This window comes from Micromonospora sp. DT4 (genome assembly GCF_049841675.1).
Lineage (GTDB): Bacteria > Actinomycetota > Actinomycetes > Mycobacteriales > Micromonosporaceae > Micromonospora.
Window position 1 is genome coordinate 1 of record NZ_JBNCKT010000072.1, and the last position, 23115, is coordinate 23115.

Below are 23115 nucleotides of genomic sequence, written 5' to 3' on the forward strand. Positions count from 1 at the left end.
CATCGACATCGCCACCATCAAGATCTGGCTCCGCGACCTCGCCCGCGAAACCTGATCCACAAGACACGGCCTAGCCCTCGCCGCCTGAACCGAATTCGGCAGCAGAGTCAGCTTCCGGCGCAAACGCGTCGACTCCTCCAGCAACTCCCGCGCCGCGTCGACACGACCGGCGGCCTGCTCGCCGAGACAGAGGTGCCGCAGCACGTACGACAGAGTCAGCTCGTCTCCCGCCTCGGTCGCCAGCTCGCGCGCCCGGGCGAACGCCGGGTCGGCGGCGGCCTGGTCCTGTCGGTCCCGCTCCGCCGCGTCCAACGACGTGGCGTCACCGCCGAAGACCGCCTGCTCGTAGCGCTCCTGCGCCCGCGTCAACCGGACGTCGAACCCTTCGGCCATCACTGACCCACCCTTTCGTCGATACGCTCGCTGATGCCTCCGTCACGCGCCCGCTACTGTCGACACTCGGTCGGTCATGATCGACTCCGTTACGGCGATATTGCGCCATCCGGCTCATCGGAAGCCGCCACTTCGGCGATACGTTGTCGATCACACCCTGTCCTGGATGGCGTCGACTGATGCAGCCTCCTGTCAATGCGGTCGGCGCGCAATGTCTACGCCGCACGGGCGATATCGGGGTCAGCGCCCCGGTCGCCGGCTGCCCGGAGCTGCTCCTCGAACATCACGAACGACCGCTGCCGGATTCCCCGGATCAGAGCCTGCTCGCGCGGCGTCAGGTGACGGCCCTCAGCCTTCGCCGTGTCCCTGAGCGCCTGCACCGTCTCGTACAAGGCGAAGATCGGGCCTTCGCCTTCGAGGTAGTGAGCCCGGAACCGCTCCACCTCCTGCACGAACTCTTGTGGCGTCCGCCGGAAGATTTCACCCCCGACGCCCAATGTGATCTCGCCGAAGATGTCGTTCTCCTCTCGCCAGCCCCCGCTGTCGATGGATAGGCGCCATACCCTGGCACCACCCTCCGGTGTTTCCACGATCTTCACCGGGGCGGAGTAATAGAGGTAGTAGGAGGGCAGCGAAATATCCCCGGACATTAAGAATTCCCCTCGAAGGTCGACTGCAACGCCTCCCAGAACAGTTGACGCTCGTGGTGACGTATGCCTGCGGCGAGCGCGCGCTCCTTGTGAGTCAACGCTCGCCCCTCAGCTTGGGCGAGAGCTTCGACATCGCGTCGTACCTCATAGAGCACATGCTCCCAGGCCGCAACAGCGTCGAGCGCTGCCAGGTGCAGCCGGAACTCGGCCAGGTGACCATCTTGCGTTCGCAGCACGAGTTGCACGTCCCGGTAGCCACTGTCCATAGGCGAGACGAAGCGGTCTTCGCAGGCAACGATGGTGACATCGGGGCGCTCGTTCAACCGCTGAAGTGCCCCGTAAAGGTCGGTAAGGCTACGAAACTCGACTTTTGCCGCAGCAAGATCGAGCAGCTTGGAGGCGTCACCCTCGTGCTTGTTGACCTTGTCTTCGGCTCGGCGGCGGTCCTTGGGTCGGGAGCGCCAGCCAGGTTCACCGACACGGCGGTCACCAACCTGGGCAAGAGACGTCGCCAATTGATTCAGCTCCAGCTGAGCGACAGCAGCCGCGGAGTAGAGCTCGTCAAGGTAGCGCTGCCGATAAGACGCACTGCCACGTCGACGACTGTCGAATCCTGGTTGGCTCGCTGGATCATCCGACAACTCGATACTCGCGCTGATCCGGCGCTGCTCGTCAGTCAGGGGTGTCGGCTGGGGCTGAGACGCCCTCCAGTCGGTCGCCTCCAGCTCTGCCGTCTCCTGCTGGCTGATGTCGGCGAGCACCTCGGCGAGGGCGTCGATGGCCTGTTGGTGACCCGCCAGGTGGTGAAGCGTCAACGGGCGGGCCGTCAATGACGTCACCAGTTCGGGGGTGGCGAGGATCATCCGTGCCAGATCCGGTGCCTGCGCCAGTTGCCGGACCAACGCGTGGGTCAGATCCGGCTCGTTCTGGGGTGGCTCTCGCAAAGCGGTGTCCAGCATGTCGCGGACACGAGTGTCGGCAAACAGTTGCGCTACATCCTGCGCGGCCGTGTTGTCGAGACTGGGCACCAGCCGCCGGAGGGTCGGCGGGTCCACCGCCCTCGCGAACTCAGCGGGGCTCACCCCGGTCGAGAAGACCTGATCCAGACTCCTGACCTGCGCGAGCACCTGGGTCAGATCCCGCCCCGCGGCAGTATCCGACGGCGGAAGGTCCGGCGTCGAGCCCGGGCCGTCCAGCAACAGGTACATACGGTTGATGTACGGATCGCCGTGGCCGCCGTCGTCGTACCCGGGTGGATGGGTCGGCAGGTCGGGGCGCTCACTGAACCGACCTCGGGGCAGTCCGCCGAGCGGCATCGGCCGGCCGTCCCCGCCCAGCACGAGCGCGTCGATGCCGACCACGTCGGGATACAGCGGCCGGTCGCCCACCAGGCCGGTCTGCGGGTCGACATAGAGCACCGTGCCGTTCTGGTTGAGCGCCACCCAGGCGTGCGAGCCGCCGCCCGCCCACTCGGTGATCAGGAACGCGTAGCTGCCGTGGCCGCCCAGCAGCAGTTGGTCGTGCAGGTTCGCGTACCCCTGCCGCGCCGGCGCGGGATCTGACCCTCGACCGGGGGCGAGTACGCGTTGAAAGCGGCCACCGGTGACGTCCTCCACCCGGCCCGGGCCACCCGCCTCACCGCGGATCGGACGTCGGATGTCACCGTCCAGGTAGCCGTCGAAGGTACGCGGCGCGGACACCCGGGGTCGCCCGTGCACCCAGGTCTCGAAGAGCGACAGGGTGCAGTCCAGGCAGTTGATGCCCCGGGTGGCGTCGGCCTGGGGGCCACCGTCGTTCAGCAGACGGAACCAGCTGCCCTGGCGCGGGTCGGCGGTACGTCGGACAGTGCCGTCGCGCTCGCGGGGGATCTGCCGTTCGACGTCGACCTGGTGTAGCGCGAGTGGTGGCCGAAGCCCGCCCGGCTGCCCGTACGGGCGGGAGTCGTCGATCGGCGGGGGGACGTCGTCGCCGGTGAGCCGGGACGGGCCGGTGGTTTCCACCGCGCCGAGCGCGAGAGCGCCCACGTCGGTGTTGGCGTACGCGAACGCTCCGTCGACCAGGTCGACGACCGGCGGTGCCGTCACGCCCGCCAGCACGTCGTTGGCCAGGTCACGCCAGTGGGTGTACGCGCGTGTCTCGTCGTTCGCCGCCCGCTGCCAGCCGTCGGCCCACCGCCGGTGACCGGTCTGGTGCAACTGTCGGGCGTAGTTGGCGTACTCGACAGCCCTGCGGTCGTGCTCTGCGGCCCGCGCCCGCAGGCGGGCGGCCTCGGCCTGCCGGCGGTTGTTCTCGAACCCGATCCGCTGCGACTCGAAGTGGCCCTGGTAGCGCCGCCGCTCGGCGGCCTCCGCCTCGGCCACCCACTGGGCCGCGTACCAGTCGTCGGCCTCGCTCGTGGACACCACCGGGTCGCCGAACGCCGCCACGTCGACGGGCACCGAGGCCCGACCTCGGGCCCCCTGCCGGGGTATGCGGGCCGGCGGGGGTGAATCCCGCGTCGAGATCTGCTCGGGTGCGGCGTGTCGGCCTATCGGTGCGTCGGTGACCGCGCCCCCGCCCGTCTGGGTCACGGCCCCGCCGTTCCTGGCGACGCGGCCGGGTGGCGCACCGTCCACCGGCCCGGTGGACGGGATCGGGGAGGCCACCGCGGGGGCGACTGTCGAGGTGGAACCGCCGGACGCGACCAGCGTCGACGGTGCCGCCGGGCTCGCCGCCGCCGGGCCGACCGCTGGTACCGGCCCCACCGACGGCCCGACCGTCGAGGGCAGGGAAGCCGACGACGGCCCGACCGCCGAGGTCACGGAGGCCGACGAGGACCCGACCGTGGTGGGCAGAGAGGCCGACGACGGCCCCACCGTCGGGGGCAGAAGAGCCGACGAGGGCACCGAAGCCGGCGACGACACGGCCGCGGCAGCCCCGGGCAGGCCGGCCGACGAGGGTACGGAACCGGTGATGCCCGGGGCGACCGAACCCGAGGCGGCGGCCGGCGCGACGCCGACACCCGGCCCGCCGGACGGGTCGACGGCACCGGCAATGGGCGCGGTGACGGCCGACAGCGTGGGCTCGGCCGCCACGACGGCAGGGCGTCCAGACTCCGCAGCCGAGAACCCGGGCCCGCCGTCCTGCGCTCCCGGGGCGTCAGGTGCGGTCGGTGGCGGCGAGCCGGCCTCTCCGGACACCGCCCGCGCCGCTCCGGCAAGATCCGCCGCCGAAGTCCCCGACGACGAAGAGACCACCGACGCGGACACCGATCCGGCGAGTTCCGGAGACGCGACCGGGGGCGGAATCGGAAGGGCCGGGCCGGTGAGAGACGCCCCGGCCAGCGCGTCGGCCTGTGCGCGGAGCCGCGCCTGCAAGGCGTGGTCGACCTGCGCGGTCGTCGATCCGGTGACCCCGGACGCGGCGGCGCGTACCACCTCGTCCACCGAGGTCATGCCTTGACCGGTGGCGATGCTGGCGGCGCTCTCGGCGAGCATCTCGCCGGTCGTCTCCCGGCCCAGGTGCTCACCGATGCGCGCCGCGCGGCCGGTCGCGTGGCGGCCCAGGCCGGCCAGCGGCGCGACCGCTCCCCCGGCGAGCCCGCCGACCGCCGACGCGCCCACGTCGGTCAGGTCGACGCCGTGCGCCCGGCCCGTCGAGTTCTGGTACGCCTGGGTGGCGAGGCTGATGCCGGACTCCTCGGCCGCCTCCTCCAGCCCTTCCCGGGTGGCTCGCTTCGCGAGCCCGCGCACGCCACCCTTGGCGACCTCCTTGGCCGCGCGCTCGCCGGCCTCCTTGAGCCCGCGCCGGAGAGCCTTGCTGGCCAGTTGCCCCATCAGGCGCTTGAAGATCTGCTGGATCAGCAGCCGGGTGGCGGTGACGGCCGCGCCGGCCGCCGGGGACGCGGCACCCGCCGTGAGCATCGCCGCCACGGCCACCGACAGCAGCTCGACGACCAGGATGCCCAGCTCGATCCAGACCTCGATCTTGGCGCCCTCGATGTCGCAGCCGCACTCCTCGACCAGGCGGCCCAGGTCTGCGGTGATCGCGAGCAGCACCGGCAGGGGCGCGTCGTCGCCCTCGGCGATCCCACGCCAGACCGCCTCGAACGCGGCGTCGACGGCACCGACGCCGCCGTATCCGCTGCGCACCTCGGTGGCTGCCGCAACGGCGTCGGCGTGCGGGCCGGCGAGGACGGCAGCGACCGCGTACCACCGGTCCGCGAGGTCCCAGACGGCCCGTTCGTTGCCCTCGGGCCACTGCACGCCGATGACCCAGTCGAGGGCCTCGTAGATCCAGCCGGGCACGTCCCAGGGCGCGTAGTCCAGCGGGTGTGGGATCGGGCTGGGCAGCAGGCTCATCCGGATCGCCCCACCGTCAGCGCTGGTCGGCGACCCGGTCGAGCCGGGCGGCGCTGCTCTGGTCGGTCTGCACGCTCGCGTCGACAGCGCTGACCACGTCGACGCCCAGTTCGGTGAGCCGCTGCCCGACGCCCGCCCAGGCGCGCAGCACGGTCTGCTCGATGCCGCGGTAGCTCTGCTCGAACGCGGCGCCGATGTCGTCGCGCCCCCACGGGCGGGCAGCGCTGGCGGCCTCGATCTCGCCGCCCTCGGCTGCCCGGCGGGCCGTCGCCGCCTCGCCCGACAGGGCCAGGTCGGCGCCGCCGCGCCGAGCCCGGGACGCGTCGAGCCAGAGCTGGCCGTCGGTCATGCCGACCCCTCGCGGCGGCCGAGCACGGCGTCGGCGCGGCCGAGCAACGCGCCGAAGTCACCGGTACGCAGGAACTCCGCCGAGCCGGAGCCGGAGCCGGAGCCTGCGGGCATGATCTCGGCGACCAGGTCCTGGGTGGCCTGGGTGGCGGCGGCCACGGCGGCGTGCACCGTCTCGGTGACCTTCCGGCTCAGCGCCTCGGCGTCCCGGTCCCGGTAGATGGCCGGGGCCAGGACGACCTCGATCACCTGGCCCTGCGCGCCGACGGTCGCCGTGACGTGGCCGTCCGGTGAGCGCCGGGTCACCCGTAGCTGGGCAAGGCGCGCCCGCAGAGTGTCCAAACCAGACCTGATCTGCTGGTACTGGCCGTACACGTCGTCGAATCGGGCTCGTAGCTCGCGATTGGCGTCCCGGTCCACGCGTTCGCTCACCGCCGCTCCTCCCGTCACCTTCGGTATCCAAGACCATACCGGCCGCCATCGATCCGCGTAGTCCGGTAGTTTCGTTGTGTGATCGACCGTCAGCAGGCTGAGCAGCTCGCGTCCGCCTGGGCCCGACGCGACTCACAGCGCCTCGGCCACGAGTGCACCCCGGTGGTCGACGAGTTCGACCTGGGCTTCGTCATCACCTCGATCGTTCCGAGTGGAGCGCGGGCGCTCCCCGGCGATCTGCCGACCACCGTCATCGACAAACGCACCGGGAAGGTCACCACCTGGCCCCGGGTGCCGAGCACGGTCGTGGCGGACCTGTACCGGCGCAGTCAGCCCAGCGGGCCGACGGCGCCTCGCACGGTCGACGCGTCGAGCCTGCTGATCCGGGAGATCCGTCGAGGCACGACGCCGAACACGGTGGCGCACCTGACCCTCGACGGTCGCATCTGGACAGCCCAGGGCACCAGGGGCGCGGCCACGCTGAACCACCACCCGCTCGTGCGCGCCTACCTGGACGAGAGGCCCCGGGGCGAACTGGTCCGCGGCGTCGAGTGTCACGCCGAGCTGATCGTGGTCTCCGACGTGCTGCACGAGTACGACCACCGCCGGGCCGCCGAGGGCATCGAGCCGATGGGGCGAGCCGAGGCGGCGGTCCTGCTGGACGCCGCCCGCTTCGAGATCTTCCGAATCCGTGAGCCGGGTGACCCGGCCGGCGGCGTCGCCAAGCTGCCCTGCGACTCGTGCACCGCGTTCCTGGTGCGCGCCAACGTCCTGCCGGAGTCGGCGCGGGCCTACACCGAGACGTGGCTCGCGCCGGCCGAGCCCGACCCCGATCCGGGCCGCTTCCCGCCCGAGGTCGCGAACGCGCTGGTGGCGGCGGGGTGGCGACCGCACATCGGTGACCAGATCATGGCCGCCGCCGGCGTACGGGATGTCACCGCCGTGCCGGGCAGGAATCACCGGCACGAGGCCTTCCCCGCCGCCGTGGAGGCGCTGACCGCGTTCCCCAGCCTGGTGGGCGCCCGGCGCGGCCCGGGCGAGCAGGTGTGGATCTCGCGTTTCGACATCCGTCCGCACATGATCGCGCACACCGCCGACACGCTGGCCGACTTCGGCGCGGTGCTCGGCGTACGGCTCTTTCCGATCGGCACCGAACAGCAGGACAGCATTCTCGCCGTCGACGAGCGGGGGCGGATCTTCGCCCTCGACCAGGCCGGCGACTGGTTCGTCGGCGAGAGCATCGACGCCGCGCTCACCACGTTGCTGCTCGGCCGCGCCCCCGCCCGGGTGCACGACGACGGCACCTGGCAGACCGCTGAATAGGTCCAAACAGCCACCAATGTTCGACGAGAAACAGGATATGGGCGACCATCGGGCCATACCAATTCGACATCCGTCAGGAGGCGGGCTTTTCGGAAACCGTCCATTCACCGATTGATGTCCGCATCCCGGGTGTCCACACTGGTCTCATGACTCGACCGTCGACGTCGACATCACGGACCTTGGCCCTCTGGGCGTGCATCCTCACCCTCGGCGGCGTCGCGGTCGCCTGGAAGTTTCAGCGCGTCGAACTGCTCAGCTGGTTGGCCGGCATCGGAAGCTTCGCGTTGGCGGCCGTGACGCTCCTGGTGTCCCGCAGCGACGGCAGCGGCACGAACCACACCTTCCTGGCACGGCTCGGTGGAAAGATCAGGCGCGTGCTTCTGCTCGCCGCCGACGGCAGCACCACCGTCCGCGCGACAACCGGTGCGACCATCGAGGACATCACGGTGCGCGGGCCGGCTCCACCACCAGTTGCGCCGGTTCTCGGCGAGTCACCGACGGACAGCCCGGCACCGGCCCGGTCAGCAGGAGTCACAGGTCGAGACACATCCCGCCCACCTGCCGTCGAACCTCCTCGCGCGGTCACGCCGGCAACCCCGCCGCACCATACCCACGTGCCGATTCGGGTCGTGGACGGTCTCGTCAGCCGCGAGCGTCAACTGGCTCGGGTGTTGGACGGCATTCGCCGCAACGTCAACGGGACGGTGACCGTCCTCGGAGCGAAGGGTATGGGCAAGACCTCGTTCCTCAGCCTGCTACGGACGGCCATCCAGCGCGAGTTCCCGGACGTGGTGTTGATGCCATTGCAAGCGGACATGACGGCGGAGCCGTACGGGCTGAGTGAGGCATATCGAGGCGAATACGGCGCAGACGCCACGACAATCGTCTCAGCTCTCCTGCTGGAGAAGTCGACGCAGTTTCTCGGAGACCTGGCACAGGCTCTGGCGAGGCAGTTTGCGGGATTTGGGATCGCAGTGGAGGCGACCCGAGGCGCAGCAAACAGCATCACCGTGAATAATACGTTCACGGCGAAGGCGTGGTCCCGAATGTCCAACGCGTCACTTGAATTGAACGTCGTGGGCGACAGCCCGATCGAGCGCATTCGTCAGGCCCAGCGACGCGTGGACGAAGCATTCATAGCCGACTGGCGTGTCTATCTTGCCGGCCGTCGCGCGGTGTTGGTTCTCGATGGCTTCGAGACCCTGATCGACGACGCGGTTGGGCAGTGGTTCGTAGGACTTGCCGCCCGCCTCCCGAACACCACCGTGGTGCTGTCGTTGGTACCACGTGAGTTCACCGAACATGGCCGACGGGTGTTGGACCCGGCTCTCGTGCAAGAACTTCCTCGGTTCACGGCCGCCGAGACGCACGCCTATCTGGCGCACCATTTCGGCGACCGGGTCGGATCGCGCCTGACCGAAGTGGTGTACGGCTTCACCGGCGGCCATCCCTACGGCACGGATCTCGTCGTGCAGTTCATGCGTTCCCACCGTGACGAGGCGTTGGACCCGGGCCGCCTCCGAGATCTGCTGTCCCAGCTTTCGCACGGCGACCGGCAGGTGGACGATCTGGTCAGAGCAGTGATCCGTCCAGAACGCCATCCGGACATCTGGCGGGTGGCCGAGGTTGCCTCCCTGTTGAACAGCTTCGACGTACCAATGCTCGTCTCCATTCTTGCCGGTGAGGAGCTGGCGGCCGCTCCCGAAAGGGTAAGCGAGGCGGTGCGGCGGATCGAACGACTCGGCCTGCTCGACCCCCTGCCGGTGGCTGGGCGGTTCCGCCTGCACGACTTCCTCCGCCCCCCGATGTCGGAGGCGGTACGGGAGTTCCAACCCGACCTGTGGGCGCACGTTCACCGACAAGCCGCTGCGTACTACTACGAGCGCATCATGTCACTGGAAAGCAAGACATCAACGGTGTACGGCTCCTGGTTCAAGTACGAGAACGTGGTCTGGCAGATGTACGAGACCGAGTGGTTGTCGCACTCTGCTCAGCTCGCCGACGAGCGGGAAGTCGTCCGCACCCAGTTCGTCGTACTTTTCCTGCAAGCCTTCTGGTGGTGGGGACTCTACGTCAACTTCTCTTTCTGCCATCAATTGCTGGACAGTTGGCAGCGGGCAGTCCGAGACGATCTGGACCGAGACCTACTGGAGGAGCTACGCCGCTTTCACGAGCACTACTCGACCGGCCCGGACAAGCCGGCAGGACCGCACTGGATCGAGGTGCGTCACGCGTTACGCACGGTCGGTCAGCTGTGCGGCGTTCAGAGTGGCTGGCAGGACTCGCGTCGCTCGGCAGAGACCCGGCAGACCCGCCGGGAAGCATGGCTATACCTGAGTATCTTCACCGCCCACTCGTACTGGTACGACGGGCGCTTCAACGAGGCCGACGCCACGTATCGAAGGTTGGAGCGAGAGCTCCTCGAACTCGACGACGACTGGTTACTCGCCTGGATCTACTTCGAGTGGGCCGAAGTCGCGCTCGGTGCGGGTGATCTCTCCTTCGCCGCTGCCCGATGCCGACAGTCGAGCGGGCGGCTTCGCCGACTGGCCGAGGCAGGGGAATGCGAGTCGGAACTCCTGGCCAACGTGCACCGGCTGCTGGGGGATCTCTACTCCGAGACAGACCGGGTGACAGCCGCACAGCAGTACGGGCAGGCCGTGAAGCGGGCTTTCGTGTTCCACATGCCGGACGATCCGCTCGGCCCCTCCGTCAGCGGAGCGGATGAGTACACCAGCCAGCTCTACGCCGAGATGACCCTCCGAGCGGTCGCCCGGGTGGCCGAGTGGCAACGGGATCCTCGGTGGGATGCCATCGTGGCGGCTTTGATCGAGCCCACCGCCGGCGAACCGACGACGATCTTCGTGGACCTGGCTGCGGACGACGGGTCCGTGGCAGCCAGACAGCAGCTTGCCGATCATCTTTTTCCGCGGGGCCCCCGCGACGAGGAACTGTACCGCCGCTCGGGGACCTTCCCCGACCACTGGGGGGATGTCGTCGAACAACTCGACCTGGACGTGACGGCTGAGCTGGACCGCATCGACGAATTGAGCGAGGGTTTCGCGGACCGCTCAGCCGGCTGAGGGGTCCAGCCCGAGCCGGTCAACCAGCCAGCCCGCCTGCCACCGCCGCTCCGCGTCATATCGATCGTCGACAGGATCGGGGCGACGGGCTTGCGCCGCGCGTGCGGCCACGTACCCGAGCGCCGGCACCGGATAGGTGGTTGCCATCTCAACGGCGTCCACCAGGTAGCCGCAGAGGCGAGCCGCGACTTCCCGACCGGATAGCACCGCCTTCTTCTGCAGTTGGACGGAGAGTTCGCTCACTCCGGCGAAGGGGTCGCCGTCAGGACGATCGTCGCCCGGCGCAAGTAGCCGGTCTGCAACCTCGGTCAGCAGCGGGCCACCGAGGTCGCCGCACTCTGCCGCCGCGTGTGCGGCCGTACGCCCCACACAGGCGCGCACGAATGCGGCAGCGGCATCGACGTTCCACTGCGGTACCGGCTCCACCAGCCGCCCGCGTTGGGCCACCACCTTCTGGCCCGCGACCGTGACCGCGCCCTGCAACTCGACCGACCACAATTCGTCGTGCAACCAGTACGGAAGGTCCTCGACCCGACAGGCGTGCAGCCCACGTTCACAGGGGATGCATTCGGCTGCCTGTAGCCAGTCGGTCGACCAGAGCTGCCCGGAGAAGGGCGCGACCCGACCAGAGGCCAAGAACTTGTAGTAGTTCATGGCGTGGTTCGTTCGGGCGGCGCGATGGCGGTGGTTGGTCGGACGGCAACGCGGCTGGCAGGTCCCGCGGCCAGGGCGAGGAGGTGTTCCGGCGCCGGCCGGCCCGGCAGACCGGACAGACTTGTCCGCAGGGCTCGCATCTTGCCGACATGCCCCATACAGGCGGGGCACACCAGCAGATGCAGCTCGACCAACTCCCGCCGCTCGGGAGATACGGTGCTGTCGATCAGGCGCATGGTCAACGACACCACAGCGTCACAGCGCAGGAAGGTGTCCATCGCTCCGCTCCCTGTCGAGTTCCCTGTCGATGAGGGCAACCACCTCGGTTCTAGCTGCGCCAACCAACTCGAGGTAGGCCAGCTCATCCTGACCGACGAACGCCGCGGCCTCGGCCGGTGCGACGCCCAACACATCGCGGAGGATGATCGCGACCCGGGACAGCGGAGGCAGCCGCCGGACGGCCGGGGCGACCAACCGCAGCGGCGGGGCCGTCCCGTCCCAGCTTGGCGGATCGGTGTGCCACCAACCTGCCCACGCGTCGTCCTCGCCCAGGAACCAACGTCGCGGAACGTCCGCATCGACGGGTTCCGGTGAGACGAAGAGCAGATCGGCGTCGGACAGCGCGTCGAGGAGTTCGGCCAGCACGGCGACGCCCGGTCGCGGCAGCCGCTCCCCGGCAACCAGCCTGGTCAGTACCCGCGCCCAGACGTCGTCGAGCACCGGCCGGGCGCGGTCGTCGACAGCCAGCAGCTCAAGGGCCTTGGCTGTCATCGGGTAATCCCGGCGAAGCAGTTCGACCGGCACCTCCAACGCGGGGACAGCGCCGTAGTGGTCCAGTGCCAGCGGGGTCAGCTTGAGCGCCTGGCGTTCGACGACCGCGACCAGCGCGTTGAACTCGGGGTCGTCGTGGACCCCGACACCCTCCGCTGACTCGTAGTACTCGATGAGGAACGACCTCACCACGTCTCTCGGCACCGCCCCGTGCACGGGCTGAACGGCCAGGAGCATGCCGTGCTCGCGCATCGCGTCGGGACGCAGCCGCGGCTGGGTGAACGGGACGGGCAGCACGCCGAAGCCTGCTCGTTGGTAGAAGCGCAGCCGTGCGGTGGGGTCGCCGAATTCGCTGGTGGAATGCATCCGGGGATCCTCGACCTCGGCGAGGATCGCGTCGGCATTCGAGTGACTCCGCCACGAGGGCAACAGCTGACTCAACAACGCACTGCCGATACCGCCGCCACGGATGCCGGGCCGCACCGCCAGGTAGCTCAGCAGCAGAACTCGGTCGAATGGTTCGGCCACCACCGCGCCGACGGGTGAGCCGCCATCCATCGCGACACCGACGAACGTCGTGGTCGACCGCCCCAGTGCCTCGACGTCCTCCAACTGGTGCGGCGGAAAGCTGGGCGCGAGGATCTCGGTGTGCACCCGCCGCAACAGGTCGAGGTCGGGCTCAACGAACAGATCACGTAACTCGATCCGCCCGATGGCTACCTCAACCGTCAACGGCGTCATCTACCCATCCTCGTTTCTGGATGCGCGACGCCGCAAGGGCCTGACGCACGGCGCACCACACAACTGGCCGGCTCGTGACGGTCACCGTTCCCATCGGCCCGGCTCGCCCGCCGACATCCGCGTCGACGCGGATGTCGTCCCGCCGGTTCGCCCCACGCCGCCCCGGCTCCAGCCACGGCAGGCCCAGCCCGACCGGCGGCACCAGCACGGCAAGCCGTCAATGGTTGGGGGGGATCACCCGGAGGTGGCCGCGGCGGCCGGTCTGGTGGGGGTGCTCGGGGTGGGGCTGGTCGGGCTCCGGGGGGCGGGGGGCCGGACGGGCTGCCTCGCGGACCGCCTCGGCCAGCGCGACCAGGTCGTCGGTGGTCGGCGGGGGCGGTTCGAACTCGCCCTCGTGCCGGACCACGTCCCAGCCGCGCGGGGCCGTGAGGCTGCGGGCGTGCTGCTCACACAGGTCATACGTGTGCGGCTCGGCGAACGCCGCCAATGGTCCGACCACGGCGGTGGACTCGTTGTAGACATAGGTCAATGTGGCGACCGCTTGCCGGGGGCAGCCGTTACGGGAGCAGCGCCGTGGTGACCTCACGTGCGGCAGGGTATCTCCATTACCGGGTCCGGCGCATCGCTTCGCGTTGCGACACGCCCGTCGTGGTGATCACAATTCGCGGTGGGGTTCGCGCCGCGCCACGCTGGCGGCGGTGCCGCTGGCCAGCCCGGCACGGGGGCTACCCTTTGCCTCATGACGAGCCCGGAACACCGCCGCCCCGGCCCCGGCCGGCGTGCGCACCGCGACCGGCACGGGCGTGGCCTGCGCGGGCGCCTGGTGCCGGCGACCGTGCCGCTGGCGCGGACCAAGGCGGAGGTCTTCGACGACCTGGTGCTGGACACCGTCGAGACGCTGGAACGACGGTTCGCCAAGGAACTGGCCGGCGTCGAGTTCGCGGTCGAGGACGTTCCGCCGGACCTCAACGTCTACGACTCCGACGTGCTGGAGGACGGCGAGGTGCCGCTGGCCCGGCTGCTGCCGGGCCGCCCCGGCCGCCAAGAGGTGCCGCCCCGGATCGTGCTGTACCGCCGACCCCTGGAGTTCCGGGCGATGGACCGCGAAGATCTCGCCGACCTCGTCCATGACGTGATCATCGAGCAGGTGGCGAACCTGCTCGGGGTCGACCCCGACGAGCTGGCCTGAGCCGGGCGGCCCCCACCGCCTCGACTCCGCACCACCCGACCCCGCACCGCTCAGGCGGCGCGCCGCTTCAACTTGCGCCGTTCCCGCTCCGAGAGCCCGCCCCAGATGCCGAACCGCTCGTCGTGGCCGAGAGCGTATTCGAGGCATTCGGTCTTGACCTCGCAGCGCGAGCAAATTCGCTTCGCCTCGCGGGTCGAGCCGCCCTTCTCGGGAAAGAACGCCTCGGGGTCGGTCTGCGAGCACAAGGCCCGCTCCTGCCACTCCGGCGCGTTTCCGAGCAGGTCGGCCACCTCAAGCTGGCCGTCCATCAAATGCCTCCTTGTCGCGCACCGGCGTCATCGCCGCTGCAACCCCCCACGCGAAAGGCGTGCTTGTCCGTTCGGTCCCGTTATGTTGCGTTCCGCGCGAACAACCCCATTCAAATTACACGCGTGTAATACGTGCGCCGTCAAGCCAAACTTGATAATGGAGTCGCCCTCCCGACAACCCTGGCCGGCCGCCAGGACCGTCCAGCCTCGCAACCTGCCCTATCGATTCAGACCCCGGCCGAGTAACGCCCTCTCCGGCGAGTTGCCCGACTTTTCTGCCGTGGCGCTCCCCCGGACGGCCCGCCGACCGAGGAGCATCGGACCCCCTCCGCAAAGCTGATCTTGGTGGGGGACAGGTTAACGCGGCGCGGCGCAGACCGCCCGTCGAGCTGTGGACAGCATTCACACCCCGCCCACTATGTGGACGGGGTGCGAACGGAAAGATGGCGCGCAGAGGTCAGCCGGCAGCCCCGAAACCGCTGCTCGGCCAGGCAAACTCGGCTATCCCTCCACCATGGACGAAAACGGTGCCGGCCGACGTGTTCTCGTCCCACCAGACGGTATAAATGCCCTCGGGCAGATCGGGGTAGACCGCACTGTGGAACGAACCGTCCCGGACCCGGCGCTCCCGTACCGCCGAGTGGACCCGTCGATCCTCGCCGCGACTGATCTCGATCTCCCGGCCGTGCAGATCCCGGCCGGTGTAGATGATCAGGGCACCGGTGTCACCGCCCAGATCGAGGACGACGCTCCCCGTCTCCGACGGCCCGTACGTGTGCTCGTGCATGACTGCTCCCCCGCCCGTGGTCAGGACGACGCCGGCGGGTTGTTGAACCCGTCGTACGGCGTACCGAGATAGGGGAAGTTCGCGAGGAACGGGGCCGTCACGTCCGCGGCGCTGAGCCCCGGTGTCACGGCGCCGGCCGCCGCGTCCGGGCGGAACGTCTTGTCCACCAGCGGAACGGTCACCCCTGCGATCGCCCGCAGCGCGATGCTGACCACGTCGTCGCCGACCCGCCGCCCGTTGGGAAAACCGGCCAGGTCGCCGCCGAGCACGCCGAACCGGTCCGGCCGTCGGTTCGGCGCGATGGCCGTGTTCAACCGCAGCATGTCGGCCTGCACGTCGCCGGTGGCGTTCGTGAAGCCGTCGATCAGACCGGCCGGTACGCCGGTGAGCAGGATCGCCACCAGGTCGGCGCGGGCCTTCTTGGACTTGTTGAGCTTGTCCAGGTTGGGGAAGACGTCCGGGTAGAGCGCCGGCAGCAGGGCGGCCAGCTCGGGCTGCTCGACGAACCGCGCGAACCGCTTGTCCTCCGACGGCGGCAGCGAGTTCCACAGGTCCTTCTTGGACATCGGCACGATGACCTCGTTGAACAGCGGGTTGCCCAGCCGCGAGACCTGGGTGAACGGGCCTGTGGAGGTGTCCGCCCCGCCCCGGTCGCCGAGCACCCGGACCTGCCGGCGCGACGCCGACGTCCACACCCCCAACACCGACGCGGCATCGGCGGGACCGTACCGGTTGGCGCGGCGACGCACCTGCTTCAGCGGCACCTGCACCGCGATGCTGTGCACGTTCATCCGGTCGGTGGCGTTGACCGGCTCACCCTCGGCCTTGAATATCTTCTTGCCGGCGACGTGCAACTGCTGGAACGGCCGCAGCGTGCCCAGGTCGAAGATCGCGCCCAGGTCGACGAAGAAGCCGTCCGCGCGCTGCCCGGCGAAGACCCGCTCCCCCGTCGACAGCGTGTAGGTGGCCTGTCGTACGAGGTCGGCGTACGTTGGCGTGGACAGTGGGCCGACGTTGCACGGCGGGCAGGGCAGCTTGTGCGCGAGCCGGTGCTCCCGGCCGTCGGTGATCCGCGTCAGGCTGTAGAACTGCCGGCGGTTCCAGTTCTTGCTGTCCAGCGACTCGATGGGCCCGGTGTTGTAGAGGAAACTGTTCGGGTTCGTGATCTCGGTGGTGAATTCGAACCGGTAGGTGACGTCCGGATGGCCGTCACCGTCGTTGTCGATATGAATCTCGTAGCGCACGTCGTCGCCGAACTCGAAGAAGTTCGGCCCTCCGGACGGAAGCTGCAACGGCACGTAGTTGGCGATCAGCGTGACCGTGTCGGGCTTGTCGGGGCTGACGAACGCGTAAAGGTCGGAGCTGTCGGCGACCGGATCCTTGGCTATCTCCGGGGCCTCGCGGTGGGAAGACATGGCGGACCAACCTCACTGGGCGGGAACTGATGGCGGGGCGGAGGGTGCTGGTCAGCGCCGGGCGGCGCGGCGCAGCCGGTCCGCGAGGCCGCGGTCGCGTACCTCGATCCGGGATTCACCGACGAAGACGTCCATCGTTCCGGACGCGGCGTCGCGCAGGTGCACGACGATCGGCTCGTCGGCCCGAGCGGACGCGCCCGGCGCGTTCTGGGCGGCCGACAGGCCTGGCACGGTGAGCGCGGCCGCGCCGAGGGTGGCGCTGGCCGCGGCGGTCAACGTCTGCCGGCGGGTCAGTCGCGGCCAGGGCCGCTTCCGCTGATCACTGGTCATGGGGAACCTTTCCGGCGGCGGGCGCGTACGCGCCCGCGATGACGGACGGGTCCGGTGCCGCCGACCGACGCCGCCGGGCCCCTGGGGGAACACCGGCGGCGGTCCTCGCCGCGACCGCCGCCGGCACCGCTTGGTACGGCCGGCGGCGGGAAAAGGTTCGACCTCAGCGCGGAGCGTGACCGTACGCAGTCGACCGCTTGCGCGCCGGACGACCGGCGGCCTTCGCGATGGCCCGCAACTGCTCCTCGGTACGCGCCGACCCGTTGTCGGAGCCGGCCATCCGGGAGATCGTCTCCTCCATCAGCGTGCCGCCAAGGTCGTTGCAGCCACCCTGGAGCATCGCCACGGTGCCCTCGTCGCCGAGCTTCACCCAGGAGCACTGGATGTTGTCGATGCGGCCGTGCAGCAGCAGCCGGGACATGGCGTGCACCACCCGGTTCTCCCGCCACGTCGGCCCGGGCCGGGCGATGCCGGCCAGGTAGATCGGCGCGTTGGTGTGCACGAACGGCAGCGCCACGAACTCGGTGAACCCACCCGTGCGGTCCTGCACGCCGGCCAGCACCCGGAAGTGCGCGAGCCATTGCCCGGGGTGGTCGACATGGCCGTACATCATGGTGGAGCTGGACCGGATGCCCAGCTCGTGGGCCGTGCCGACCACCTCGACCCAGGCGGCGGCCGGCAGTTTGCCCTTGGTCAGCACCCAGCGCACGTCGTCGTCGAGGATCTCGGCGGCGGTGCCCGGGATGGTGTCCAGACCAGCCTCGCGGAGCTGGGTCAGCCACTCGCGGACCGGCACGCCGGCCTTCGCGGCGGCGGTGACGATCTCCATCGGGGAGAACGCGTGCACGTGCATCTCCGGCACCCGGGCCTTGATGGCGCGCACGATGTCCGCGTAGCCGGTGACCGGCATCTTCGGATCGATCCCGCCCTGGAGGCACACCTCGCTGGCACCGGCCGCCCACGCCTGCTCGGCCCGGTCCGCGACCTGGTCGACGGAGAGCCGGTAGGCGTCGGCATCCCGCTCACGCTGCGCAAACGCGCAGAACCGGCAGCCCACGTAGCAGACGTTGCTGAAGTTGATGTTGCGGTTGACCACGTAGGTCACGTCGTCACCCACCACGTCCCGGCGGACGTCGTCGGCGAGCCGGCACAGCTCGTCCAGCTCCGGCCCGTCCGCCGCGAACAGCGCCAGCGCCGCGTCGGTGTGCCGAGGATCGAGCAGCGCCGCCGGGTCGTCGGCCGCGAGCCGCAGCCCGGCCGCCAAGTCGCGGTCCGCGCCGCTCCCGGCCGCCCCCGGGGGTACGTCCGGCCGGCGCGCCGCCGCCTCGGGAGTGACCTTCCCCGCGACCTCGGCCCAGTCGCCGTAGACGCTGTCGAAGTCGCCGCGCCGGTCGTCGGTGCGCCCGGTGGTGTCGATGGTGGCGTGCAGGTCGGTCCGCCCGCCGAACACCTCCTCCGGCTCCTGCCAGGGCTGACCGTGCGGAAGGGCCGACTCGACCGCCATCCCGGTGCTCGGTTCGGCCAACGCGTTGACGTGCGGCAGCAGCCGTGGATCGAGCCACGGGTCACCCGCGCGCACGTACTCGGGGTAGATCGTCAACCGCTCCCGCAGCGCGAACCCGGCCAGCTCGGTGTGCCGGGCCAGCTCCTCGATCTGCGGCCAGGGACGCTCCGGGTTCACGTGGTCCGGGGTGAGCGGAGAGACGCCGCCCCAGTCGTCGATGCCGGCGCGCAGCAGGAGGTCGTACTCGCCGGCGATGAGGTTCGGCGGGGCCTGGATGCGGGCCTTCGGGCCGAGCAGCAGCCGGGCCACGGCCACCGTGGCCGCGAGATCGCGCAGCTCCGCGTCGGGCATGCCGCGCATCGCCGTGTCCGGCTTGGCACGGAAGTTCTGCACGATCACCTCCTGGAGGTGGCCGTACTCCCGGTGCGCACGGCGGATCGCGAACAGCGCGTCCACCCGCTCGGCCGGTGTCTCCCCGATGCCGATGAGGATGCCGGTGGTGAACGGCACCCCCACCCGGCCCGCGTCGTCGAGAACCCGCAGCCGTACCGCTGGCTCCTTGTCCGGCGACCCGTAGTGCGGGCCACCGGGCTCGGACCACAGCCGGGTCGCGGTGGTCTCCAACATCATGCCCATGCTCGGCGCGACCGGCTTGAGCCGTTGCAGCTCCGACCAGGACAGCACACCAGGGTTGAGGTGCGGCAACAGGCCGGTCTCCTCCAGCACCGCCACCGCGCAGGCGCGCAGGTAGTCGAGGGTGGAGTCGTAGCCGCGCTCGTCCAGCCACGTGCGCGCCGTCGGCCACCGCTCCTCCGGCCGGTCACCGAGGGTGAACAGAGCCTCCTTGCAACCCTGCGCGGCGCCCGCACGGGCGATGGCCAGCACCTCGTCGCGGTCCATGAACGGCGCCGGCAACCGGTGCGGCACGGTGGCGAACGTGCAGTAGTGGCAACGGTCCCGGCAGAGCCGGGTCAGCGGGATGAAGACCTTCTTCGAGTACGTGACGACGCCCGGCCGCCCGGCCGCCCGCAGCCCGGCGTCGCGGATCTGACCGGCCACCCGGAGCAACTCGTCGAGAGCGTCACCGCGGGCGGCGAGCAGCGCGGTGGCCTCGTCACGGTCCAGCACCCGCCCGGTGGCGGCCCGACCCAGGGCCCGCCGCACGCTCGCCTCGCTGGGACCGGGGTGGGTGCGATCAACCATCCGCTCACCCTATGCGCACCCCACCCCACCGACCCCCAGCCCCGCCCCCACGCCCTCCTCCCCCACGCCCGCCCTGCCCACGCCCGCCCTGCCCACGCCCCGCCCTCCCCACGCCCCGCCCACGTACACGCGCCGTGTCGGCGCAACAACTTCATGCTCGACGGGGGTGGGGGGTGACCCAAGATCCGCGCAGCTTCCCTGTTATTGCTGCCTCAGAGGCGTCTGAGGCAGCAATAACCCTGTTCCTGTGCGGATCTTGCGGGGAGTCCGGCGTTCTTCCGGTCGGACGGGTGGGGTGAAGTGCGTTAGCGGGGTTGGTCGGGGTTGATGTGCTGGGTGCGGTCGCTGTCCTCGCCGGCAGGGCGCGGGAGCGCCTGGGTCAGGTCGTCGGCGGCCAGCTCGGCGGACTGACGCGGGAGCGCCTGGGTCAGGTCGTCGGCGGCCAGCTCGGCGGACTGACGCGGGAGCGCCTGGGTCAGGTCGGCCGACGGCGGCTGCCCGAACGGCGGGGCGGGCGGCGCGGACTGCGGTGCCGCCTCGAACGGTGGCGCGGACTGCGGGAACGCCGCCGCCGACTGCGAGAACGGTGGCGCGGACTGCGGGTGCGGGTTGGCCGGCGCCGCCGACTGCGGGGACGGCGGCGCGGACTGCTGGGACGGCGGCGCGGACTGCGGAGCCTGGAACGGCGGGGACGGCTGGCCGTACTGGCCGGAGAACTGCGCCGGCGGGTAGCCGCCCGGCTGGCCCGCCTGCGGGTAGCCGCCCGGCTGGCCGGGAGTGGGCCATCCGCCCTGCGGCTGCCCGCCGGGCTGACCCGGGGCCGGCCAACCGCCCTGCTGCTGTGGCCAACCCGGCTGCGGTTGGCCGTAGACGCCAGGCTGCGGCTGGCCGTAGACGCCCGGCTTCGGCTTGGGCACGTAGTAGAACGCCCGCCAGATCGTGAAGACCACCCAGGCGGCCACCGCGAAGATCACCAACCAGGCGAACCGGGTGAGGATGCCGAGCAGCGCGTCGAAGATCTCGGCGTCGGCGAGGCGCCCCACCGTCCAGATCAGCATGGAGAGCGTGCCGAGCACGGCGCTGACCGCGTACTCACCGAGCGCCACCTGCGTGATCAGCTTCGCCTTCGGCAGCACGGGCGCGACGTGGGTGGCCAGCAGGACGGCCAGCAGCGGCAGAACCACCGCCTCCACCCCGACGAACGAGAAGAAGGAGCTGCCCGCCCGGCCGGTGAAGTCGGTGTAGCCGGCGGGAACGAGCAGCCGGAGCAGCCCCACGAAGAGGAACACGGCGTTGGCGCCGAGCAGGGCGAGCGCACCCAGTTCGCGCAGTGGCTTGGTCAGCTGGCGGGCCTGCGTCGCGTCGGCGGACGCGGGCTCGGCGGGGCTGGTCACGAGCTCCCCCTCGGGGCATGGACGGACAGGGCGCACGTGAGCCTAGTCTCCCCAGGGCACCGGCGGACCGGAGGCGTCACGTACGCGAGGATGGTCGACATGCGCATCGTGGTTCTGGCCGGCGGCATCGGGGGCGCCCGGTTCCTGCTCGGCGTCCGGGCGTACGCCCGCGAGGTCGGCGCCGAGGTGACCGCCGTGGTCAACGTCGGCGACGACCTGTGGCTGCACGGGTTGAAGATCTGTCCCGACCTGGACAGCGTCATGTACACCCTCGGCGGGGGTGCCGACCCGGAGCGGGGCTGGGGTCGGGTCGGCGAGAGCTGGACGGTCAAGGAGGAGCTGGCCGCGTACGGCGCGGAGCCCACCTGGTTCGGCCTCGGCGACAAGGACATCGCCACCCACCTGGTACGCAGCACCATGCTCAACGGCGGCTACCCGCTCAGCGCGGTCACCGAGGCGCTGGCGACCCGCTGGGGGCCGGGCGTACGTCTGCTGCCGGCGACCGACGACCGGCTGGAGACCCACGCCGTCGTGAGCGGTGCGGGCGAGCCCGGGAGCGGTGCCGGCGCTACCGAGGACGACCAGGGCCAGCGGGCCATCCACTTCCAGGAGTGGTGGGTGCGGTATCGGGCGAACATCCCGACCCACCGTTTCGTGTTCGTGGGCGCGGAGACGGCCAAGCCGGCACCGGGGGCGCTGGACGCCATCGGGGCGGCCGACCTGGTGTTGATCGCCCCGAGCAATCCGGTGGTGAGCGTCGCGCCGGTGCTCGCCGTACCCGGGATTCGTGAGGCCGTTGCGGACGGCCCGGCGCCGGTGGTGGGCGTCTCGCCGATCATCGGCGGTGCCCCGGTGCGCGGCATGGCCGACCGTTGTCTCGCGGTGCTCGGGGTCGAGTGCAGCGCGGCGGGAGTGGGCCGACTGTACGGCGGCCGGCCGGCCGGCGGCCTGTTGGACGGCTGGCTGGTGGCCGAGGAGGACGCCGACACGCTGGTGCCGGAGGTGACGGTCCGCGCGGTGCCGCTGCGGATGACCGACGAGGCGGCGACGGCAGCGATGGTCCGCGCCGCGGTGGAGTTGACGTGAGGCTGGAAATCCTGCCGGTGCTGGGCATCGGGCATGTGACCGAGGGTGACGACCTGGCGGCGTTGATCGCCACCGCCGCGCCGTGGCTGCGCGACGGCGACGTGCTGGTGGTGACGAGCAAGATCGTCTCCAAGGCGGAGGGGCGCTTGGTCGACGTCCCGGCGGACGGGCCGGAGCGGCTCGCCGCCCGCGACGAGGTGCTGGCCGGCGAGACCGCGCGGGTCGTGGCCAGCCGCGGTGCGACCCGCATCGTGCAGACCCACCACGGGTTCGTGATGGCGTCCGCCGGGATCGACGCGTCGAACGTCGACAAGACCCAGCTGGTGCTGTTGCCGGTAGATCCGGACGCGTCGGCCCGTGAGCTGCGCGCCGCGCTCCGGGAGCGGTACGACCTCGATGTCGCCGTGATTGTCAGCGACACCATGGGCCGGCCCTGGCGCAACGGGCTGACCGACGTCGCACTCGGGGTCGCCGGTATGCCGGCCATCCGCGACCATCGGGGCGAGGTCGACCCGTACGGCAACGAGCTTCAGCTCACCCAGATGGCCGTGGTCGACGAACTGGCGGGCGCCGGCGAGTTGATCAAGGGCAAGTGTGACCAGGTCCCGGTGGCCGTGGTGCGGGGCTATCTCACCGCCACCGGCGTGGACGACTCCGGGGGCGCTCGGGCGCTGGTCCGGGATGCCGCGCAGGACCTCTTCTCGCTGGGCACCGCCGAGGCCCGGGCCGCCGGGCTGGCCGACGCCGCGACCCTCACCGAGGTTGTCGGCCCGGAGCCGATCGATCCCGTCGCGGTGCGGCGGGCGCTCGACGCGGTCGCCGGGGTGGTCACCCCGGGCACGGTCTTCACCCTTGTCGACGAGGCCGAGGTACGCGCCGGCCTGGTCGCCCAGGTACCCGGCTGGCCCGCCGACGCCACCGCGCTGGTGCTCGGCACCGCCCCGGCGCCGGTCGACCCGATGGACCTGGTCCGCTTCGGCGCCGACCTGCACCGGCTGCGCCTCGCCCTGGCGGCCGAGGGTGTCCCGTCGACGCTGCTGCCCCCGCCCGCCGGCAGCCCGGCGAGCGCCGCACTCGCCCTGTAGATCCGCCGCCAGGCCCGGCGCCGCCCACCTCCGGCACCCACCTCCGGCACCCACCTCCGGCGGCGATCATGAAGTTATT

At 70.7% G+C, this 23115-nt stretch carries 19 protein-coding genes and 1 pseudogene; 5 read left to right on the forward strand and 15 right to left on the reverse strand.

What is annotated here, in order from left to right; translation table 11 throughout:
* The 5 genes and pseudogenes from ACLQ24_RS19685 to ACLQ24_RS19705 all read right to left on the reverse strand — a co-directional run.
* A pseudogene (locus tag ACLQ24_RS19685) lies at window positions 1–393 on the reverse strand (hypothetical protein); the annotation flags it as partial.
* A gap of 215 nt (window positions 394–608) precedes the next feature.
* Entirely contained in the window at window positions 609–1043 is a 435-nt protein-coding gene (locus ACLQ24_RS19690) for a hypothetical protein (protein WP_425893181.1), read from the reverse strand.
* Entirely contained in the window at window positions 1043–5383 is a 4341-nt protein-coding gene (locus tag ACLQ24_RS19695; protein ID WP_425893182.1) for a toxin glutamine deamidase domain-containing protein, read from the reverse strand. The genes ACLQ24_RS19690 and ACLQ24_RS19695 overlap by 1 nt, the downstream gene beginning before the upstream one ends.
* A 16-nt stretch (window positions 5384–5399) precedes the next feature.
* Window positions 5400–5732: a hypothetical protein gene (locus ACLQ24_RS19700; protein ID WP_425893183.1), complete on the reverse strand. Its 333-nt coding sequence runs from the start codon at window positions 5730–5732 to the stop codon at window positions 5400–5402.
* Complete coding sequence (locus tag ACLQ24_RS19705; protein WP_425893184.1) at window positions 5729–6163, reverse strand: YbaB/EbfC family nucleoid-associated protein; 435 nt, start codon at window positions 6161–6163, stop codon at window positions 5729–5731. The genes ACLQ24_RS19700 and ACLQ24_RS19705 overlap by 4 nt, the downstream gene beginning before the upstream one ends.
* 78 nt (window positions 6164–6241) lie before the next feature.
* Between ACLQ24_RS19705 and ACLQ24_RS19710 the strand changes: the two genes are divergently transcribed.
* Window positions 6242–7486 (forward strand): SUKH-3 domain-containing protein, encoded by a 1245-nt coding sequence (locus ACLQ24_RS19710; protein ID WP_425893185.1) that lies wholly within the window; start codon window positions 6242–6244, stop codon window positions 7484–7486.
* A 146-nt stretch (window positions 7487–7632) separates the two neighbouring features.
* Window positions 7633–10569 carry a hypothetical protein gene (locus tag ACLQ24_RS19715; RefSeq protein ID WP_425893186.1) on the forward strand — a complete coding sequence of 979 codons (2937 nt, stop codon included), beginning with the start codon at window positions 7633–7635 and terminating at the stop codon, window positions 10567–10569.
* On the opposite strand, the gene ACLQ24_RS19720 is transcribed toward ACLQ24_RS19715, so the two are convergent.
* The 4 genes from ACLQ24_RS19720 to ACLQ24_RS19735 form a co-directional block, all read right to left on the reverse strand.
* Complete coding sequence (locus ACLQ24_RS19720; RefSeq protein WP_425893187.1) at window positions 10558–11223, reverse strand: hypothetical protein; 666 nt, start codon at window positions 11221–11223, stop codon at window positions 10558–10560. The genes ACLQ24_RS19715 and ACLQ24_RS19720 overlap by 12 nt on opposite strands.
* On the reverse strand, window positions 11220–11501 hold the full coding sequence (locus ACLQ24_RS19725) for an anti-sigma factor family protein (protein WP_425893188.1): 282 nt from the start codon (window positions 11499–11501) through the stop codon (window positions 11220–11222). Before ACLQ24_RS19725 ends, ACLQ24_RS19720 begins: the two co-directional genes overlap by 4 nt.
* Entirely contained in the window at window positions 11479–12735 is a 1257-nt protein-coding gene (locus tag ACLQ24_RS19730; protein ID WP_425893189.1) for a GNAT family N-acetyltransferase, read from the reverse strand. The genes ACLQ24_RS19725 and ACLQ24_RS19730 overlap by 23 nt, the downstream gene beginning before the upstream one ends.
* A gap of 217 nt (window positions 12736–12952) precedes the next feature.
* Window positions 12953–13321 carry a DUF3499 domain-containing protein gene (locus ACLQ24_RS19735; RefSeq protein WP_396804991.1) on the reverse strand — a complete coding sequence of 123 codons (369 nt, stop codon included), beginning with the start codon at window positions 13319–13321 and terminating at the stop codon, window positions 12953–12955.
* A gap of 153 nt (window positions 13322–13474) precedes the next feature.
* On the opposite strand from ACLQ24_RS19735, the gene ACLQ24_RS19740 reads away from it, so the two are divergent.
* Window positions 13475–13924 (forward strand): metallopeptidase family protein, encoded by a 450-nt coding sequence (locus ACLQ24_RS19740; RefSeq protein WP_007455785.1) that lies wholly within the window; start codon window positions 13475–13477, stop codon window positions 13922–13924.
* Between the two features lie 50 nt (window positions 13925–13974).
* On the opposite strand, the gene ACLQ24_RS19745 is transcribed toward ACLQ24_RS19740, so the two are convergent.
* The 6 genes from ACLQ24_RS19745 to ACLQ24_RS19770 all read right to left on the reverse strand — a co-directional run bounded on the left by ACLQ24_RS19745 (window position 13975) and on the right by ACLQ24_RS19770 (window position 20865).
* Window positions 13975–14232 (reverse strand): WhiB family transcriptional regulator, encoded by a 258-nt coding sequence (locus tag ACLQ24_RS19745; RefSeq protein WP_007455784.1) that lies wholly within the window; start codon window positions 14230–14232, stop codon window positions 13975–13977.
* A gap of 457 nt (window positions 14233–14689) precedes the next feature.
* Window positions 14690–15019, reverse strand: a complete 330-nt coding sequence (locus tag ACLQ24_RS19750; RefSeq protein WP_425893190.1) for a phospholipase — start codon at window positions 15017–15019, stop codon at window positions 14690–14692.
* A gap of 20 nt (window positions 15020–15039) precedes the next feature.
* A complete protein-coding gene (locus tag ACLQ24_RS19755) occupies window positions 15040–16434 on the reverse strand; it encodes a DUF4331 domain-containing protein (RefSeq protein ID WP_425893191.1) in 1395 nt (464 codons plus the stop codon).
* 51 nt (window positions 16435–16485) lie between these two features.
* Window positions 16486–16764 carry a hypothetical protein gene (locus ACLQ24_RS19760; RefSeq protein WP_355239678.1) on the reverse strand — a complete coding sequence of 93 codons (279 nt, stop codon included), beginning with the start codon at window positions 16762–16764 and terminating at the stop codon, window positions 16486–16488.
* 163 nt (window positions 16765–16927) lie between these two features.
* A complete protein-coding gene (locus ACLQ24_RS19765) occupies window positions 16928–19471 on the reverse strand; it encodes a bifunctional FO biosynthesis protein CofGH (RefSeq protein ID WP_425893192.1) in 2544 nt (847 codons plus the stop codon).
* A 305-nt stretch (window positions 19472–19776) separates the two neighbouring features.
* Window positions 19777–20865 (reverse strand): hypothetical protein, encoded by a 1089-nt coding sequence (locus ACLQ24_RS19770; protein WP_425893193.1) that lies wholly within the window; start codon window positions 20863–20865, stop codon window positions 19777–19779.
* Between the two features lie 99 nt (window positions 20866–20964).
* Between ACLQ24_RS19770 and cofD the strand changes: the two genes are divergently transcribed.
* Together cofD and ACLQ24_RS19780 are read left to right on the forward strand one after the other, a co-directional pair.
* Entirely contained in the window at window positions 20965–21951 is a 987-nt protein-coding gene (gene cofD, locus ACLQ24_RS19775; protein ID WP_425893194.1) for a 2-phospho-L-lactate transferase, read from the forward strand.
* Entirely contained in the window at window positions 21948–23036 is a 1089-nt protein-coding gene (locus ACLQ24_RS19780; RefSeq protein ID WP_425893195.1) for a coenzyme F420-0:L-glutamate ligase, read from the forward strand. Before cofD ends, ACLQ24_RS19780 begins: the two co-directional genes overlap by 4 nt.
* The last annotated feature ends 79 nt before the right edge of the window (window positions 23037–23115 follow it).